Annotated in this window: 14 protein-coding genes and 1 riboswitch; of the genes, 10 read left to right on the top strand and 4 right to left on the bottom strand. The window is 71.6% G+C overall.

Annotated features, from left to right (window positions below; translation table 11 throughout):
- Positions 1-2: 2 nt before the first annotated feature.
- From J5X75_RS44705 to J5X75_RS28200, 3 genes are all read right to left on the bottom strand, one after another.
- Positions 3-4526: a thiol reductant ABC exporter subunit CydD/CydC gene (locus J5X75_RS44705; RefSeq protein WP_307798309.1), complete on the bottom strand. Its 4524-nt coding sequence runs from the start codon at positions 4524-4526 to the stop codon at positions 3-5.
- A 452-nt stretch (positions 4527-4978) separates the two neighbouring features.
- The gene (gene cydB, locus J5X75_RS28205) at positions 4979-5959 is read right to left on the bottom strand and encodes a cytochrome d ubiquinol oxidase subunit II (protein WP_208470534.1); all 981 of its coding nucleotides are present in this window, start codon (positions 5957-5959) and stop codon (positions 4979-4981) included.
- Positions 5960-5971: 12 nt separating this feature from the next.
- Positions 5972-7384 carry a cytochrome ubiquinol oxidase subunit I gene (locus tag J5X75_RS28200; protein WP_208470533.1) on the bottom strand — a complete coding sequence of 471 codons (1413 nt, stop codon included), beginning with the start codon at positions 7382-7384 and terminating at the stop codon, positions 5972-5974.
- Between the two features lie 73 nt (positions 7385-7457).
- Between J5X75_RS28200 and J5X75_RS28195 the strand changes: the two genes are divergently transcribed.
- From J5X75_RS28195 to J5X75_RS28185, 3 genes are all read left to right on the top strand, one after another.
- Positions 7458-7814 carry a BlaI/MecI/CopY family transcriptional regulator gene (locus J5X75_RS28195; protein ID WP_208470532.1) on the top strand — a complete coding sequence of 119 codons (357 nt, stop codon included), beginning with the start codon at positions 7458-7460 and terminating at the stop codon, positions 7812-7814.
- On the top strand, positions 7811-8719 hold the full coding sequence (locus tag J5X75_RS28190) for a M56 family metallopeptidase (protein ID WP_208470531.1): 909 nt from the start codon (positions 7811-7813) through the stop codon (positions 8717-8719). The genes J5X75_RS28195 and J5X75_RS28190 overlap by 4 nt, the downstream gene beginning before the upstream one ends.
- 122 nt (positions 8720-8841) lie before the next feature.
- A riboswitch (cyclic di-AMP (ydaO/yuaA leader) is annotated at positions 8842-8978 on the top strand.
- A 17-nt stretch (positions 8979-8995) separates the two neighbouring features.
- The gene (locus J5X75_RS28185; protein WP_307798308.1) at positions 8996-9982 is read left to right on the top strand and encodes a C40 family peptidase; all 987 of its coding nucleotides are present in this window, start codon (positions 8996-8998) and stop codon (positions 9980-9982) included.
- Between the two features lie 86 nt (positions 9983-10068).
- On the opposite strand, the gene J5X75_RS28180 is transcribed toward J5X75_RS28185, so the two are convergent.
- On the bottom strand, positions 10069-10491 hold the full coding sequence (locus J5X75_RS28180) for a MarR family winged helix-turn-helix transcriptional regulator (protein WP_208470530.1): 423 nt from the start codon (positions 10489-10491) through the stop codon (positions 10069-10071).
- Positions 10492-10559: 68 nt separating this feature from the next.
- On the opposite strand from J5X75_RS28180, the gene J5X75_RS28175 reads away from it, so the two are divergent.
- The 7 genes from J5X75_RS28175 (at position 10560) to J5X75_RS45610 (ending at position 16980) form a co-directional block, all read left to right on the top strand.
- Entirely contained in the window at positions 10560-11624 is a 1065-nt protein-coding gene (locus J5X75_RS28175) for an epoxide hydrolase family protein (protein WP_208470529.1), read from the top strand.
- A gap of 283 nt (positions 11625-11907) precedes the next feature.
- On the top strand, positions 11908-13179 hold the full coding sequence (locus J5X75_RS28170; protein ID WP_208470528.1) for an AAA family ATPase: 1272 nt from the start codon (positions 11908-11910) through the stop codon (positions 13177-13179).
- The gene (locus tag J5X75_RS28165) at positions 13176-13760 is read left to right on the top strand and encodes a hypothetical protein (RefSeq protein WP_208470527.1); all 585 of its coding nucleotides are present in this window, start codon (positions 13176-13178) and stop codon (positions 13758-13760) included. The genes J5X75_RS28170 and J5X75_RS28165 overlap by 4 nt, the downstream gene beginning before the upstream one ends.
- Positions 13757-14779, top strand: coding sequence for a tetratricopeptide repeat protein (locus J5X75_RS28160; RefSeq protein WP_208470526.1), 1023 nt, complete (start codon positions 13757-13759; stop codon positions 14777-14779). The genes J5X75_RS28165 and J5X75_RS28160 overlap by 4 nt, the downstream gene beginning before the upstream one ends.
- Positions 14780-15555: 776 nt before the next feature.
- Positions 15556-16323: a phosphatase PAP2 family protein gene (locus J5X75_RS44695; RefSeq protein ID WP_238489552.1), complete on the top strand. Its 768-nt coding sequence runs from the start codon at positions 15556-15558 to the stop codon at positions 16321-16323.
- Positions 16292-16627 carry a tyrosine-protein phosphatase gene (locus J5X75_RS45615; RefSeq protein WP_307798307.1) on the top strand — a complete coding sequence of 112 codons (336 nt, stop codon included), beginning with the start codon at positions 16292-16294 and terminating at the stop codon, positions 16625-16627. The genes J5X75_RS44695 and J5X75_RS45615 overlap by 32 nt, the downstream gene beginning before the upstream one ends.
- Positions 16603-16980, top strand: coding sequence for a tyrosine-protein phosphatase (locus J5X75_RS45610; RefSeq protein ID WP_208470523.1), 378 nt, complete (start codon positions 16603-16605; stop codon positions 16978-16980). Before J5X75_RS45615 ends, J5X75_RS45610 begins: the two co-directional genes overlap by 25 nt.
- Positions 16981-17006 lie beyond the last annotated feature (26 nt).

The following is a 17006-nucleotide window of genomic DNA, read 5'->3' as shown; positions in this document are numbered from 1 at the left end:
GCTTAAGGGGTCATATCGGTCAGTTTGCCCCGGCTGAGGCTGAGCCTCCGGTCCGCGAGCCCAAAACCTTCCACGCGATGCGCGAAGACCAGCACGGTACGCCCGTCGGCCGCCCCCAGCAGGTCCGCCATCAGCCGGTGCGCGCCGTCCTCGTCGATCCCCTCGGTGGGTTCGTCGAGAATCAGCAGCGCCGGATCCGCGAGGAGCGCCCGCGCGGTCGCGAGACGGCGGCGTTGCCCACCGGAGACGGTGCTGCCGCTGGTGCCCAGCCAGGTGTCCAGGCCGGCCGGCAGCCCTGCCAGCCACTCACCGAGCCCCACCCGCCGTAGTACGGCGTCAAGGTGCTCATCACCCGCGTCCCGGTCCCCGAGTCGCAGATTCTCCCGCAGCGTCGACGCAAAGACATGCCCCGTCTCGTCCCCCACCAGCACAATCCGCCCACCCCCGGTGGCGGTGGTGGTGCGGTCGCCCGCAGGCCCACCCGTGATGATGCCGTTCCCGGTCGTGCTGCGCGTGCCGTTCCCGGTTGCGGTGTGCGGGCCGTTATAGGGCTCCTTCACGATGACCGCGCCGTCGCGGGGCGGTAGGAGGCCTGCGAGTACCGCAGCGAGCGTCGATTTGCCGGACCCTGATCGCCCCGTGATCACCGTCCGTGATCCCGCGGGTAGGTGCAGATCCAGGCCATCGAGTATCGGCTCGCGCCTCGGATCCCACCCGGCGACGAGCCCTTCGACCCGAACCTCGCCCCGTCCACCGGCCACCACGGCGTCGATCGCCCGCATCGCCGATGATCCCGACGCTTCCGCGGCTGACCTTGGGCGAGCAACGGAGATGCGCCCATCCACGCCGAAAAGATCGACGTCTGTATGGCCGGCGCCGTCCCGTTCGTTGAAGTCGGCTGCGACTGTGCCGTCGTCCATGGTGAGGGCGGTCTTGATGGCGCCGTCGTCCATGGTGAGGGCGGTCTTGATGGCGCCGTCGCCCATGTTGAAATCGGTCTTGACTTCGCCGTTGTCCATGTTGAGGTTGGCGTTGACAGCGCCGTCGTCCATATCGACGTCTTCATTCGATGTGCTCATGAGGTGGCCGGTCATATTGATCAACTGGCCGCTCATGTTGACGGGTTGACGACCTTTGTCGACGTCTGGACTGGTTGCGTTGACTGGCTTGACTGTCATGTTGACGTTCATGTTGATCGGCGTGTGACCGGCCGTCAGCGCGGAGACCCGGTGTTCGGCTGCGGCGGCACGGCGCCCGGCGATCGCTGCCTCAGGAAGACCGACCACCGCTTCGCCGAGCACGATCACGCTCAGCAGCACCACGGTGCTCCACTCCGTGGACAGGCCCCCGCGCGCGAGCAGGACAGCGACTCCGGCGGCTGCGGCGCCCCAGCCCAGGTGAGCGGTGGCCGCTGCCAGTCCGGCTTCACGGGCGGCCCGGGCCTCCAGCGCGGCGAGGGTTCGGCTTCGCTGCTGTGGTACGCCCGGGCGGCCGCCTCCGCCGCTCAGCTCCTCGATTCCGTCGACGGTCTCCACCACCGCGTCGCGAAGCGCCGAACGGGCCGCGCCGGTCGCCGTCTCCTGGCGGTCCACCTGCCGGGCGGCGATCGCCGGGGCGAGTACTCCCGCGATCACCAGGCCCACCGCGAGCGGTACCGCGAGCGCCGGATCCGTCCACGCCACCGCCAGCACGCAGACCGTCACCGTCACGGCCGTGGTGATCATCGGCAGGCGGCCGCGGAGAAGCCCGTCGACCCGGGCGTCGACATCGTCGACGAGCCGGGTGAGCAGGTCACCCCGCCGGTGCAGCCGCGGCCCCGGTACGTGCGGAATCAGGTTGGCGTACACCTGTGCACGGCGGGCGCCCAAGGAGGCGAACGCCACGTCGTGCGCGAGCAGCCGTTCCAGGTAGCGCAGCAGGGGTCGGGCCACCGCGCTGCCCCGCACCAGCACGACCGCCGCCGAGAGACTCAGCACCGGCGGCAGCGCGGAGGCCCGCACGAGCAGCCACGCCGCAGCCCCGGTGAGCAGGATCCCGGCCAGCGAAGATCCGGCACCGAGCACGGCCGCCGTACCGAGACTCCGCAGCCGGCCCCACCCTCGCCGGCCCCGCCTCCGCGGCTGTGTGGGGGTGTTGTGGGTGGTGTCTCCCCACCCTCGGGGCTGTGTGGGGGTGTTGTGGGTGGTGTCTTCTCGCTCTGGCGGCTGTGTGCGGGCGGTGCGGGTGGTGTCTTCCCGCCCTTGCGGCTGTGTGCGGGCGGTGCGGGTCGCGTCTTTCCACCCTTGCGGCTGTGTGCGGGCGGTGCGGGTCGCGTCTTTCCACCCTTGCGGCTGTGTGCGGGCGGTGCGGGTCGCCTCTTCCCACCCTCGCGGGTCTGTGGGGGCGGTGCCGGTCGTGCCTTCCCACCCTTGCGGGTCCGTGGAGGGGCTGTCCGGAGCGCTCGGTGCTCGGACGGCATCGGCGGTTTTCTGTGAGGTGTCCTGTCTAGCCAGGGATCTATCGCGGTCAGGCCCAGCGTCGCCCGTCCCGCGTGCCAGACCGTGCGATCTTGGATGTTCTGCCGCCGACAGCGGTAGTGGATCGCCCGAGATCGGCGCCTGATCGGCGTGGGAGGGGCCACAGCCACGACCCTGACCGCGGAAACGGTCTAGCAAGCGTGCTGGCGGGCGGGCCGGTGGCGGTTGTTCGTGCCGGTTCGCCGCGGGCCGGGTGAGGCCATGCGGTGGTTGTGCCGCATTGACAGCCGGGGTGGGCAGCGGCTCGGCGGGTGTGGCTGTCGACGGCTGAACCGGCTGGTGGGCGAGGGCGGAACGTGACGCCGTGGGCCGGATGACGGTGGCCGTCGATGGCCCGGCCGACCAGGAGGGCTGTTCGGCATCGTTGGGGACGACGGCCGTCACGGTGCTGGCCGGCACGGCCGGGCCGGCGGGTGGGGTGACGTCGACTATGCGGTCGGCGGCGGCCAGCAGGGCCGGGCGGTGGGCCACCACCAGGACGGCACAGCCCCGGGCGGCCAGGTCTCGCAAACGGTTGATGATCAGGCGTTCCGTCGTCACATCCAGGTGGGCGGTCGGCTCGTCCAGCAGCAACGTGACCACCGGCGAGGGGAACCGGGGCGTCAGCCGGCCCTGTGCGATCGTGACCAGAGGCGACGAGGAGGACATCGCCTGGGTGGCCCGGTGCCACAGCACGGCGAACGCCAGGCGCTGGCGCTGGCCCGCGGAGATTCCGGAGACGTGTTCGCCGAGTGGCGTCTCCGGGGTGATCTCGCCGGTCAGGCCGGCCGATTGCAGCGCGGTGAGGATGTCTGCGAGGGCGGCCTCGGCCGGGAAGGCATCGGCGACCGTACGGGCGTGCGGCAACGCCGAACGCTGCGGCAGGTAGAACGTGCTGCCTACGGCGAGCGCACCGGACTCGGCGGGGTGCAGCCCGGCCAGCACGCGCAGGGCGGTGGTCTTGCCCGCGCCGGACGGGCCACGCAACGCGACCAGTTCCCCCGCGTGCACGAACAGCTCCGGCAGCAGCAGCGCGTCAGTGAACGAACCGGGATAACGGGCCCGGAGCCCGGCGGCGCGGACCCCCCACCGGCCGGTGTCGCCCGGCCGGAATCCCTCCGGCGCCGGAACCCGGTGCGATGCCATGGGGGTACGCCGGACCTCGTCGGCGAGATCAGTCTCTGACGGCGACGGGGCGGTGAGGATCTCGTCGACGTCGGCGATGACGGCGCCCGCGTCGGTGGACGCGTGGTAGCGGGCGGCCATCTCACGCAGCGGACGGTAGGCCTCGGGCGCCAGCAGGATCACCAGCAGGGCCGGGCCGAGGTCCATGGCGCCGCCCGCCACCCGGAGGCCCGCCTGGACGGCGATCAGGCCGACCGCGAGGGTGCCGACCAGGTCCAGGGCGGTCGAGGAGAGGAACGCGACCCGCAGCACCCGCATGGTCGCCGCTCGATGGCGGTCGGTCAGATCGGCGATGACGTCGATCTGGTGTTCGGCGCGCCCGTACATCTTGAGGGTCGGCAGACCGCGCACGACGTCGAGGAAGTGACCCGCCAAGCGTGCGTCCGCGGCCCAGCGCCGTTCGGCGCGGGCCTTGGTGGCCCAGCCGATCAGAGCGCCCAGGATCGGCAGCAACGGCAGGGTGAGCAGGGCGATCACCGCGGAGGTGGGGTCCACGGCGGCCATGATCACGACGACGGTCGGGGGCAGGAGGGCGCCGAGCACGAGCGCCGGCAGGTAACCCGAGAACCATGGGCGCAGGGCGTCGAGGCCGGTGCCCAGGACGGTCGTGAGGCGGCCGGAACCGTAGGCGGCGACCCAGGCGGGGCCGCGACGGATCACCCGGTCCAGGAGGGAGCGGCGTACCTCGTCGGTGACCGCGGCGGCGGTGCGCTGGGCGACCACCTGTTCCGCCCAGGCCAGTGCGCCGCGCGCCGTGAACGCGGCGGCCAGCAGCAGGATCGCTGTCGTCCCGGTCAGCGCGCCGGGGAAGACCGCCACGGAGCGGCCGGCCGCGAGACCGGTCACGATCCCGCACAGGGCCGCAGCGATGGCGATCGTGGCCGCGGCCTGGCCGATACCGATGAGCGTGAGCAGGGCGATCCCGGCTCGGCTGGTCCGTGCATGGCGGAGCAGCCGCGGGTCGACCGGCCCACGGGAGACCCGCGGGCCCGCCGGCCGCGCCTCCGGTCGCCCGGTCCGCCTAGCGGCCTCGGCCCTTTCCCGACCGCGTACGGTGGTCGACCGTCCAGGATTCGCCGTAGCTGACTCGCGCTCCTCGCGCTTGGGCCTTTCGCTACCCGTTGCGGTGAAGGATCGTCCAGGATGCGCTGTCGTTGACTCGTGGTCTTCGCGCTCCACGATCCTGGGCGCTTCCCTGCCGGAGGTGGTGGGGGGTGTCGGTTCGGGTCGCTTCGCTGAGAGGTGTTCGGGGGAGGATGGTCTGTTCACGGTGGGTCGGGGGCTAGGGCCGGTGGGGTTCACGAGGTGACTCGCTCGCTGGCTACCCGGCGGCGGAAGACCCAGTACGACCAGGCCTGATAGACCAGCACACCGGGCAGGATCAGCACCCCGGCGATGGTGATCAGGCGGAGGGCGGCGGGGCCGGCGGCGGCCGAGGCCCGGGTCAGGGACCAGGCCGGGTCGAGGGTGCTGCGCAGCACCACCGAGCCGTGCGCGGTGAAGACCGTGACGACCGCGCCGGCGACGGCCACGGCGACGGCCGTGAAGGCGGTGCCCTCCCGGGAGCGCCGCGCCTGCAACCCGGCAACGAACACGATGGCCGCCGCCGCCAGGGCGAGGCGATTGCCCGTACCGATGCCGATGAGCAGAAGGGTGACCGCGCCGGCCGTGCTGGTGTGGCGTGCCACGTCGCGTGCCCGGCGGCGCACCGGGCCGGTGGTGCGCAGCGCGAGGAACGTCGCGCCCAGCAGGACGGCGGCGAGCAACGCGGCGAGCGCGCCGAGACCGGCGGCGGGGCTGAGCAGGGGACCGAGGCTGCGGCTGAGCCCGGTGCCGGTCACCTCGCCGTCGCTGCCGAGGGCGAGGCCGTCGACCAGTACGCCGAGGACCGCCCCCCAGAGCAGCACGATCCCGCAGGAACTCGCGGCCAGCAGCAGATCGCAGCGACGGCGCCACGATGGCGAGTCGTGTTTGCCGCGGAACTCCAGGGCGACGCCGCGAACCGCCAGGAGCAGCAGGATGGCGACCATCGGCAGGTAGAGGGCGGACATCAGGGCGGCGTACCACGCGGGGAAGGCGGCGAAGGTGACGCCGACCGCGGCGACCAGCCAGACCTCGTTGCCGTCCCAGAACGGGCCGACGGTACGGATGATCGCGCCGCGCTCGTGCTCGTCGCGGCCGAGGGCCGGGGAGAGGAAGCCGACGCCGAAGTCGAAGCCCTCGAGGACGAAGTAGAGCACCCAGGCGACGACGAGGACCGCGAACCAGAACGTGATCATGGGAGACGACTCCTAGTAGGCGGGAACCGGCTCGGGCTCTTCCTGTTCGGAAGCGACCGGGGTGAGCGGCTGGCGGGAGAGGTGGACGACCAGGCGGTACCAGGCGATGGCGAGCAGGCCGTAGATCAGGGTGAAACCGGCCAGCGAGGCGATCACCTCGGCGCGGGTGAGTCCGGGGGAGACACCGTCGGCCACCTTCGAGATGCCGAAGGCGAGCCATGGCTGGCGGGCGGTCTCGGTGAAGATCCAGCCGAAGGTGTTGGCGGCGGCCGGCAGCGCCGGAGCGAGCAGCACGAACCGGCGCAGCCAGCCTGGCGTGCCCCGCCCGGGCTGCAAGAACGTGGGCAGCAACGGGATCCGCCGGCTGGTCTCCCAGGTGGACCACAGGTGGTAGGCGGCGAGCGCCATGGCCAGGACGCCGACACCGATCATGAGGCGGAAAGTCCAGAACGCGACCGGGATCATCGGCACGTAGCTGCCCGGGCCGTACTGGGCGACATAGGCCGCCTGGAGGTCGTCGATGCCCTGGACCGTTCCGCTGAAGGATCCGGTACCGAGGAACGACAGCAGGCCGGGAACTTCGATGCTGAAGAACGGCCGGTCGTGCCCGAGCTCGCCGATCGCGAAGAGCGAGAACGGTGCGGCGGTGGCGGTTTCGTAGAGGGCCTCGGCGGCGGCCATCTTCATCGGCTGCACGGCCGTCATCACCTTGCCCAGGTGGTCGCCGCTGATCGCGGTGACCGCGCCGCCGATCAGCATCGTCCAGGCGCCGACCCGGGCGAGCGTGCGGAAGGCGGCGTCGGCGGCGGTGCGCCAGATGCCGATCGCCATCAGGAGCCCACCGCCGGCCATCGCGGCGCCGCCCATCGTGTGCGGGAACGCGGCGAGCACCACCTCGTTGGTCATCAGCTCGGTGAAGCTGGTGAGCACGGCCCGTCCGGTCGACGGGTCCAGCTCGTACGCCACCGGGTTCTGCATGAACGAGTTGGCGGCCAGGATGATGTACGCCGACAGCAGCGTGCCGACCGCGACGACCACGATGGTGGCGGCGTGCAGACGGCGGGGCAGCCGGTCCCACCCGAAATACCACAGCGCCAGGAACGTGGCCTCGAGGAAGAACGCGAGCATCCCCTCGATGGCCAGCGTCGGCCCGAACACGTCGCCGTAGAACCGGGCGAACGCGCTCCAGCCGAGCCCGAACTGGAACTCCTGCACCAGGCCGGTGACCACGCCGACCGCGAAGGTGACGATCAGCAGCTTCCCGGTGAACTTGGTCAGGTGCAGGTACTTCTCGCGGGCGGTGCGCAGCCAGGCCAGGTGGAAGCCGGCCGCGGTGGCGGACAGGCAGATCGACACCGGCACGAACAGGTAGTGGTAGATCGTCACGACCGCGAACTGCAATCGAGTCAGGTCGAGCACGTCCATGGCAACCCCTCTACGACGATTCGTAGTAGATACTACGGCTCGTAGTACGACGCTGTGCAGTAGACTGCCTCACATGGCGAGGAACGACCTCGAGCGCGAGGTCATGGCGAAACTGTGGGACGCACGCGAGCCGCTCACCGTCCGGCAGGTGCACGATCTGCTCAGCCGTGACCGCGATCTGGCGTACACGACGGTGATGACCGTCCTCGACCGGCTCGCCAAGAAGGGCCTGGTCGTTCAGCAGCGAGCGGATCGCGCCTACCGGTACGCCCCGGCGCAGACCCGGGAGGAGATGACCGCCGGTGTGATGCTGGACGCGCTGAGTGCCACGCCGGACCGTGACGCCGCGCTCGCCTACTTCGTCGGCCAGCTGCCACCGGAAGCGCTGAAGGCGGCCATCGAGAAGGCCGCCCGTAACATCGAGCGGTGACCGCTCTCCTGCTCGGCGCCCTCGGGCTGACGCTGTCGCTTGCCGTGCCGAAGCTGCTGGCCAGCGCCCGCTGGCCGGACCGCGCCCCGGTCGCCGGGGTGCTGCTCTGGCAGGCGCTGACCCTGACGGCCGTGCTCTGTGCGCTCGGGGTCGTGCTCGCCGCCCCGGAGGAGCTGGTCCGTGCGGCCGGCGCACGGCACCCGGAGACCGTCGCGGCGCTGCTGTTCTCCCTGGCGGTGGCCGCGACCATCGTGACCCGGCTGGTGGTCTCGCTCGTCAAGGTGACCTCCCGGGCCCGTGCCCGGCGTGACCGGCATCGCATGCTCGTCGACCTCCTCGATCGGGTGGAACGTCATGAGGGCTTGGGTGGGGGAGAGGTGCGGGTGCTGGAGGCGCCCCTGCCACTGGCCTACTGCGTGCCGGGCCGGAACCCGCGGGTGGTGCTCAGCGGCGGCGTGCTCGACGTGCTCGACCGGGAGCAGATCGACGCCGTCCTCGCCCACGAGCGTGCCCACCTGCGGCACAAGCACGAGCTGGTGATGGAGTCGTTCACGGCCTTCTATCAGGCCGTGCCCCGGCCGCTGCGGTCGAAGGCGCCGCTGGACGCCGTACACCTGCTGTTGGAGATGGTGGCCGACGATGCCGCGAGGCGCCGCGCCGGGCACGCGCCGCTGCGGGCCGCGCTGGCTCGTCTCGCCGACGCCGTCCCCCTGGCGGAGGAGGTGACCGCCGACCCCGAGGGTGAATCGCGGCGGCGGCGCCTGGCGCGGCTGGATCGTCCGGGTCGCCGATCGACGGCCCTCGCGGTGGCCGCGACGGCGGCGGCCGCAGGTCTGTTGGTGCTACCCACAGTGATCGTCGTCGTGCCGTGGCTGGGGCGTGCCCTGAATACCTGGCCATTCTAGTAACCCTCCGTATCGCCAGCTGTTCGTACAGTTCGGCGAGCTGTGCGACCTTCATTTGCCGGCATGATCCGAGTACGGTGGTCCCCGGTTCGGCAGCCCCCCATCGTCCATCCGGCCGATCTGGCGAACCACCGCCCAATCGCGACACGCGAACCGGGGACCCAGGTCAGTGGGGTGAAGCCGTGGCACCCACGCGCGGCCGGGCATGCTTCCCGCCCGAACCCGTCAGCTAACCCGGTCGGCGGCTGAGTGGGAAGAAAGGACGACGCACACAACGTGAAACGCAATGGCGCGCGTCGCGCCGGCCTGCTGCGCATCCTGGTTTGCGCGCTCGCCGCGGCCGGCCTGGTGGTCACGGGTCCGGTGGCGGCCCATGCCACTCCCTCGCCGTCCACCGTCGAGGGTCAGATCGACGAGGAGTGGAACAAACTCGAGCCCGTCATCGAGGAGTACAACGCCAACCACACGAAGCTGACCAAGCTGAGGAAGCAGCAGAAGCAGCTGGCGAAGACGCTGACGCCGCTTCAGCTTCAGGTGGATGTCGCGATGGCGCAGGTGCGAGGTCTGGCGGTCGATGCCTACATGCAGGGCCCGCCGGGAAACCTCAACGCTCTGCTGAGTGGTGACCCGGACGGTCTGGTGGAGAAGCTCACGCTGCTCGACCAGCTCGCCCACAACCAGGAAGCCTCGATCTCCAACGTCGCGAAGCTCCGCGACAAGTACGCCGCCGACAAGGCCAAGGTCGACCAGCTCGAGTCCGAGATCTCCGCCCGCGACACGGACCTCGCGACGAAGAAGACGGCGATCGAGAAGGAGATCACGAAGCTCCAGAAGCTCCGGATCCAGGCGTACGGCGACGCGAACATCGACGACGGCCCTCTGCGCACCGGCCCGTGCCCGGTCACGTACACCAACGACAAGGGCGGCCGTGCCGCCCAGAAGGCGTGCGACCTGATCGGCAAGCCCTACGTCTTCGGCTCCGAGGGACCGAACAGTTACGACTGCTCGGGCCTGACGAAGGAGGCGTGGGCCGCGGTCGGCGTGCATCTCGAGCACTACACGAAGGACCAGTGGGGCTCGGGCACAGCGGTGAGCCGGAGCGAGTTGAAGCCGGGTGACCTCGTCTTCTACTACTCCGACGTGCACCACGTCGCCATCTACATCGGTGGCGGCCAGGTGGTGCACGCTCCGCACACGGGAGACCACGTGCGGATGGCGACCATCGATCGGGGGCCCATCGCCGGCTATCGCCGACCGGGCTAGAAAACCCTCCGGGAAAGACCGCCGTCGTTTCGCGCCGGCGGTCTTTCTTTTTGCCCGGTACGTGAGTGCCGGGTAGGAGTGGCCCGTCATCCACCCGATCGATGATGCTCCAGCAGACGCTGCAACAGACCGGCGAACTGCTCGCGCTCCGGAGCCGACAGCGGCGCCAGCAACTCCTCCTGGACCGCGTGTGCCCGCTCCGTCAGCTCCTCCGCCCGCTCCCGGCCCCGATCGGTGAGGCCGACGACGTTGCGCCGCCGGTCCGCCGGGTCGGGTGAGCGCCGCACATAGCCCGCCTCCTCCAGCTCGTTGAGCGCCCCGACCAGATCGCTGAGGTAGATCCCGGTGCGCCGGCCGAGCGCCGCCTGACTGGCCGGACCGTCGGTGGCCAGCGAGCGCAGCAGCCGGTAGTGATAGCCCCGCGCCCCCACCGCCCCGAACCTCTCCACGATGATCCGGTGACCCTGGGCCGAGACCTGACTCAGCACCCAGCTTGGCAGCTCTTCCATGTGCCGACTTTAACATTGGGCCACCTAACGTTGGACTTCCGAACGTTTACGAGTCTAACGTTAAGCGCATGAACGAATCCAGTGTCCGCGTTCCCCAATCCGAACTCGACGACCTCACCGCCCGCCTCGGCCACACCCGGTGGCCCGATGACGCTCCCGGTGACTACGGCATCCGGCTCGACCGGGTGCGGGCCCTCGCCGACCGCTGGCTCGGGTTCGACTGGCGGGCGCACGAGGCCGAGCTCAACGCCATCCCGCAGCAGGTCACCGAGATCGGCGGCGACCGGGTCCACTTCTTCCACGTCCGCTCCAGCGATCCCGGCGCTCTGCCCCTGGTTCTCACCCACGGCTGGCCCGGCTCCACCGTCGAGTTCCTCGACGTGATCGGCCCGCTCAGCGAGCACTTCCACGTCGTCGTCCCGGCCATCCCGGGCTTCGGGCTCTCCGGGCCCACCACCCGGCCCTGGGGCGTGCGCCGGATCGCCGAGGCCTGGGCCGAGCTGATGTCCCGTCTGGGCTATGACCGCTACGGCGCCCAGGGCGGCGACTGGGGTTCCGGCGTCTCGCAGGCGCTCGCCACCGCCGCTCCCGACCGGGTCGTCGGCGTTCACGTCAACTACCTGCCCACCCCGGGCCAGGCGGAGGGTCTCGGTCCCGAAGACCAGGAGCGGCTCGCCAAGACGATGCGGCTGGCCGCCAACCGCCATCCACACCAGATCCTGTTCGCCGCCACGCCGCAGACCCCGGCGTACGCGTTGAACGACTCCCCGGCCGGGCTGCTCGCCTTCCTCGCGGAGAAGTTCGACACGTGGGCCGACCCGGCGACGCCCGTTTCCGACGAGCGCATCGTGGCCGATGTCGCCCACCACTGGTTGTTCCGCACCGCGGGCTCGGCGGCCCGCATCGTCAAGGAGACCGGCCTGGGTGGTCCACAGGCGCCCTGCCCGGTCCCGCTGGGCGTGGCCGTCCTGCCCGGCGACATCGTCCAGTCCGTGCGCCCACTGGCCGAGCAACGCCACGACATCCGCCACTGGACCGAGTTCCCGCGCGGCGGCCACTTCGCCGCCCTGGAGGTTCCCGACCTGTTCACCGCCGACGTCACCACCTTCTTCCGCACCCTGACCGGCCGATGACCCGCCCTCGCCGGCCGGCCTCCGGCACCGACTCGACCCGTGGCCCCGGCCGTCGGCCGACGGCGCACTCCCGTAAGCCGAGCCGGTCTGGTCGAGAGAGCCGGTCCGACGGACACCTGGACGGGTCTCGATGCCGGCGGGACAGGGCGCGCTGGTGGGGCCGGGCAGAAGTGGCGGATGGAGGAGGACGGCAGTGATGAAGGAGCGCGGAAACGGACGGTGGGAGAGCCGCCGGGGTCTGTCCGTGGTCGGTGGGCGGTCTGGCGGGGGCATAATCGCCCGCATGAGCGATGCCTTGATCAACAGCCTGGCGGCCGCCGTCGAAGCACGGCCCGACGACCTGACGCTGCGGCTGCACCTGGCCGAGATGCTGGTGGCCGCCGGCCGGGGGCCGGAGGCGATCGGGCACGCCGCTCAGATCCTGGCTCGCGAACCCGGCAATGCCGGAGCGCAGCAGGTCATGGCCCGGGCACTGGGCGGGGCGTCGCCGCCCGTGCCCCCGGTGGGTGAGGAGCAGACACCACCGACCGCGGCCGATGCGCCGGCGCCGGAACGACCCGCGGCCGGTGCCTCCGGGATCGACTGGGCGGCCATGGAGGAGCAGTTCGGGGACGTGGTGCCACCGCGGTTCGCACGGGCCGACGGGGAGCCCGATCCGGTGCGCGGACACGCCGACCGGGCCTTCGACGTGGAGCGGTCCGCCGTCACGCTCGCCGACGTCGGCGGCATGGCCGACGTGAAGAAGCGGCTCGAGGTGTCGTTCCTCGGGCCGTTGCGCAACCCCAAGCTGCGCAGCCTGTTCGGCAAGAGCCTGCGAGGTGGTCTGCTGCTGTACGGCCCGCCGGGGTGCGGCAAGACGTTCCTGGCGCGGGCGGTCGCCGGGGAGATGGGCGCGGCGTTCGTTTCTCTGTCGATCACCGACGTGCTGAACATGTGGATCGGCAGCTCCGAGCGCAACCTGCACGACCTGTTCGAGTCGGCTCGCGGGCACGCGCCCTGCGTGCTGTTCCTCGACGAGATCGACGCCCTCGGACACAAGCGCAGCCAGTTGCAGTCGTCCATGCGGACGGTGGTGAACCAGCTGCTCACCGAACTGGATGGTGTCGACGGCGGCAACGACGGCGTGTTCGTGCTGGCCGCCACCAACGCGCCGTGGGACGTGGACTCGGCCCTGCGCCGCCCCGGCCGCCTGGACCGTACCGTGCTGGTGCTCCCACCGGACCGGCCCGCGCGTGAGGCCATCCTGGAATACCACCTTCGGGACCGCCCGGTCGCCGGGATCGACCTGGGCGCCGTCGCCGCCGCGACCGAGCATTACTCCGGCGCCGACCTGGCCCACCTCTGCGAGACAGCCGCGGAGTACGCGATGCGCGACTCGATCGCCACCGGCGACGTCCGCATGATCAGCCAGGCCGACATGCTGGGTGCTGCGCGCGAGGTCCGGCCGTCGACGGACGCATGGTTCGCGACCGCCCGCAACGTGGCCATGTTCGCCAACGAGAGCGGCGAATACGACGATCTGGCCGCCTACCTCAAGAAGCGGAAGATCCGATGATTCGCTCCCTCGCCGCGGCGGCCGTCCTCTCCGTCGTCCGCGTCGTGCTCGCCGGCTGCCACCTGCTGCGGGCGGGTTTCCCGGCCGCGGCCCGCTTCCTGCGCGCGACCCGCTTCGGATTCACGGCCCGGATCCTGCGCGCGGCGCGCCTGGTGTTCGCGGCACGCGTGCTGGGCGCGGCTCGCCTCCTGCTCGCCCTCCGGTTCCCGCCCGCGTCCCGTCCGCGGCTTCATGCCCGATTGTCATCCCCGGCCCGTCTTCGGTTCACTGCCCGATTCCCACGTGCGGCCCGTTTCCTGTTCGTTCTCCGGTTCCCGCCAGCGGCCCGTCTTCGGTTCACTGCCCGATTCCCACGTGCGGCCCGTTTCCTGTTCGTTCTCCAGTTCCCGCCAGCGGCCCGTCCTCGGCTCGCACGCCGGTTCCCGCCGGCGGCCTGTCCTCGGCTGCCTGCCCCGTTCCCGCGCGTGGCCCGTGTCCGGTTCCCGCGCGCGGTCCGCTTGCTCCTGGCCGCACGTCTCCTGCACCTCGCCCGTTCCCTGGTGGTGGCCAACCCACGTATCGCGACCGGTGACGGCCGGTGAGTGCCGCGGCGCGGGCGCGTGCGCTTGCCGATGTCGGGCGTCTCGAGCAGGCCGAGTCCGCCGTTCATGCCGGACTGGGCGAGACGCCCGCCGACCCGGAATTGCTCGGGCTGCTCGCCGGGCTGCTGCGGCTGCAAGGCCGTTACCAGGACGCTCTGGTGTCGGCCGAGGCCGCGGTGGCGGTGGCTCCGGAGGTGGCCGCCGTGCACATCGAGCACGCCGAGTGCCTGCTGTTGCTCTCCCGGCTGGACGACGCGCTGGCCGCCGCCCGGGAGTCGGCCCGGCTCCGGCCGGACGCCCCTGAGCCGCACCGCTCGGTGGCCCGTTGCCTCATGCTGCGCCGCGACTTCGACGGCGCCCGCGAGGCGGCCGGGCGTGCGGTCGGGATCGCGCCGCAGTCCGTACCGGATCTGATGACCCTGGCGGAAGCGGAACGCTACGCCGGCCACCGCGACGCCGCCCGCGCGGCAGCGGCCCGGGCCCTGGCCGAGGACCCGGACGACGCCGACGGCCGCTGGATGATGGCCCTGCTCGACGCGGAACGGATGCGCGTCCGTGACGCCATGCGGGGTCTCCGGCAGCTCGCCGCCGACCGGCCCGACCGGTACGGCGCGCCAGCCCTGACCTGGCCCGTCCGCGGCCTGCTCGCGGGTCTGCGCCGCGGCCTGGCCGCCGGAATTCCGCTCACCGCCGTCCTGGCCGTGATCGGCCACTGGTGGGCGCCTGCGGAACTGCTGGCCCGCGGTGCCGCCGCCGTCATGGTGTTCGTGACGGTCGGCCTGGCCGCCCGCGTGCTGATCCCGGCCGGCCGCCTTCCGTGGATCTGCGTGGGCCTGCTCCCGGCCCGCACGCGCCGCGCCGTCGTGGTCGGCCTGATCAGCGCGGTCGCCCTCCTACCGGTTCTCGTCCAGTACGCGGTGAGCGCCTCATGGCCGGTGCTGGCCTGCGCGTTCGTGTTGTTGATCGTGCTGCTCGCCGCCGGAGCGGCCGAGCGAACAGACGGTGATCTTCCCGATTAAAACTTGCCCAGCTGGCAAGATCGTCGGATGCTAGGCCCCTTGATCGACGGGGGAGCGTCATGGCGATTTCACCTTCCAGTGACCCGGCGGATACCTCCGAGTCTCCGCCCCCGTCCCGTACCCGCGTGCCCAAGCAGCGTGGCGCCGGCACCGCGGCGGGTGCCGCCGGCCGCCCGGGTCGTGCGGCGGGTGCTACCACCCGACTGGAGGGTCCCGGCCACGGAACGGGCGTCGCGGGACGTCCGGAGGGCTGGCGCCGGGCGTCGAGCATCGCCGGAGGCCATGGGACCGGCAACGCCAAACGTCCGGGGAGCCTACGTCGCGCGGCAGGCGCCGGTGGACGCGCGAGCCGCGCGGCGGGTGCTGCCGCCCACGCGGACGCTCCCGGCCAGCGGGTAAGCGCGCCCGGCCATCTGGCCACCGAGGGTCGGGGACCAGCCGAGGAACCCACGCCAGGTCGGCTGTCGCGCCTGTGGAGACGGTCCGGCGAATCCAGTCCGGGTCGGTTGTCGGGACTGTGGGGGCGGGCTGGGGAAGTCGGGCCGGGTCGGTTGTCGGGCCTACGGGGACCGGCTGGGGAAGCCAGTCAGGGTCGGTTGTCGCGCCTGTGGGGGCGGGCTGGGGAAGCCAGTCAGGGTCGGTTGTCGCGCCTGTGGGGGCGGGCTGGGGAAGCCGGGTCGGGTCGGTTGTCGCGCTTGTGGGGGCGGGCTGGGGAAGCTGGGCCGGGTCGGTTGTCGGGCCTGCCGGGACCGGCTGGGGAAGCCGGGCCGGGTCGGTTGTCGGGACTGTGGGGGCGGGCCGGGAAAGCCGCGCCGGGCCGGCTTTCGGCGCTGCGGGAGTTCGCGCTGATCGCTGCGCTGTTCCTCGTCTACAAGGTGGCGCGGCTTGCGGCGAACGGCCACGTCGACGAGGCGTTCCGCAACGCGCGCGCCGTCTGGGACGCCGAACGCTGGCTGCGCCTGCCCGGTGAACTGGCCGTCCAGCAGGGCCTGCTCGGGTGGAACCTCCTGGTCGAGGCGGCGAACAGCTACTACGCGTACGTGCACTTTCCAGCGACCGCGGCCTGCCTCGTCTGGCTGTACCGCTACCGCCCGGCCCACTACCGCTGGACGCGGAACGTGCTGGTCCTGCTCACGGGTGGCGCCTTGGGCGTACATTTCCTGGTCCCTCTCGCCCCGCCCCGCATGTTGACCGAAACCGGAATGCTGGATCTCGGCCGTCTCTTCGGCCCGGCCGTCTACGGCCCGCCGGAGACGGATCAGATCTCCAACCAGTACGCGGCCATGCCGAGCCTGCACGTCGGCTGGGCACTGGTCGTCGCGATCGCCCTGATCGCCGCGACCACTTCCCGGTATCGCGGCCTGTGGCTGCTGCATCCGGCGATCACCCTGCTGGTGGTCGTGGCCACCGGCAACCACTACTGGCTGGACGCGCTCGCCGCCGCGGCGCTGCTGGCCGTCGCCTACACCACGCTGCGCGGTCAGCGCCCGGCGCCGGCGGTTCCGCGACCACGTGCCGGGGAGGTTCTGGTTCACCTACCGTGAGCGCCCGGTCGGCCGCTGGACACGCCCGTCTACGTTCGCGGGTGTGCGACTCGACTGGCCGAACTGCGGCAACGCCCGTGACCTGGGTGGCACTCCGACCCGTGACGGCGGCCGTGTCCGTGCCGGCGCGCTGATCCGCTCCGACAGCCATGCCCGCATGACCGCGGCCTCGGTGGAGGCGCTGCGCGGCCACGGCTTGGGGTTGATCCTGGATCTGCGCTGGTTCGGGAGTGCGACAGCACACCGAGCCCGTTCGCGGCCGACCCGGTCTACCGAAACGTGCCGCTGCTTCCCGATCCGATGAACTACGAGGTTCCCGACCACACGTACGTGCCGATGCTCGACCACAACGGCGAACGCGTCGCCCGCGCCGTCCACGAGATCGCCGTCGCTCCGCCCGGCGGTGTGGTGATCCACTGCCACAGTGGCCGGGACCGGACCGGCCTTCTGGTGGCTCTCCTGCTCGGTATCGCCGGGGTGGACGCCGACGCGATCGCGGCCGACTTCGCCCGAACGCCGGGAACCGATCCCGCCGCCATGCGCGACACCCTCACGCACGCCGACGCCCGCTACGGCGGGGTGGTGCCCTACCTGCTTCTTCACGGCGTCCCGCCGACCGAGGTCACCGCGATCCGTCATCGCCTGCTGGAGCCCTGACCCGCGCCGGAGGCCCACCCGGCCAG

Origin of the sequence: Actinoplanes flavus, from assembly GCF_017592555.1 — a bacterium.
Classification (GTDB): domain Bacteria; phylum Actinomycetota; class Actinomycetes; order Mycobacteriales; family Micromonosporaceae; genus Actinoplanes; species Actinoplanes flavus.
Note: the sequence above shows the minus strand (reverse complement) of the source record. Positions and strands in the feature narration are given on the sequence as shown.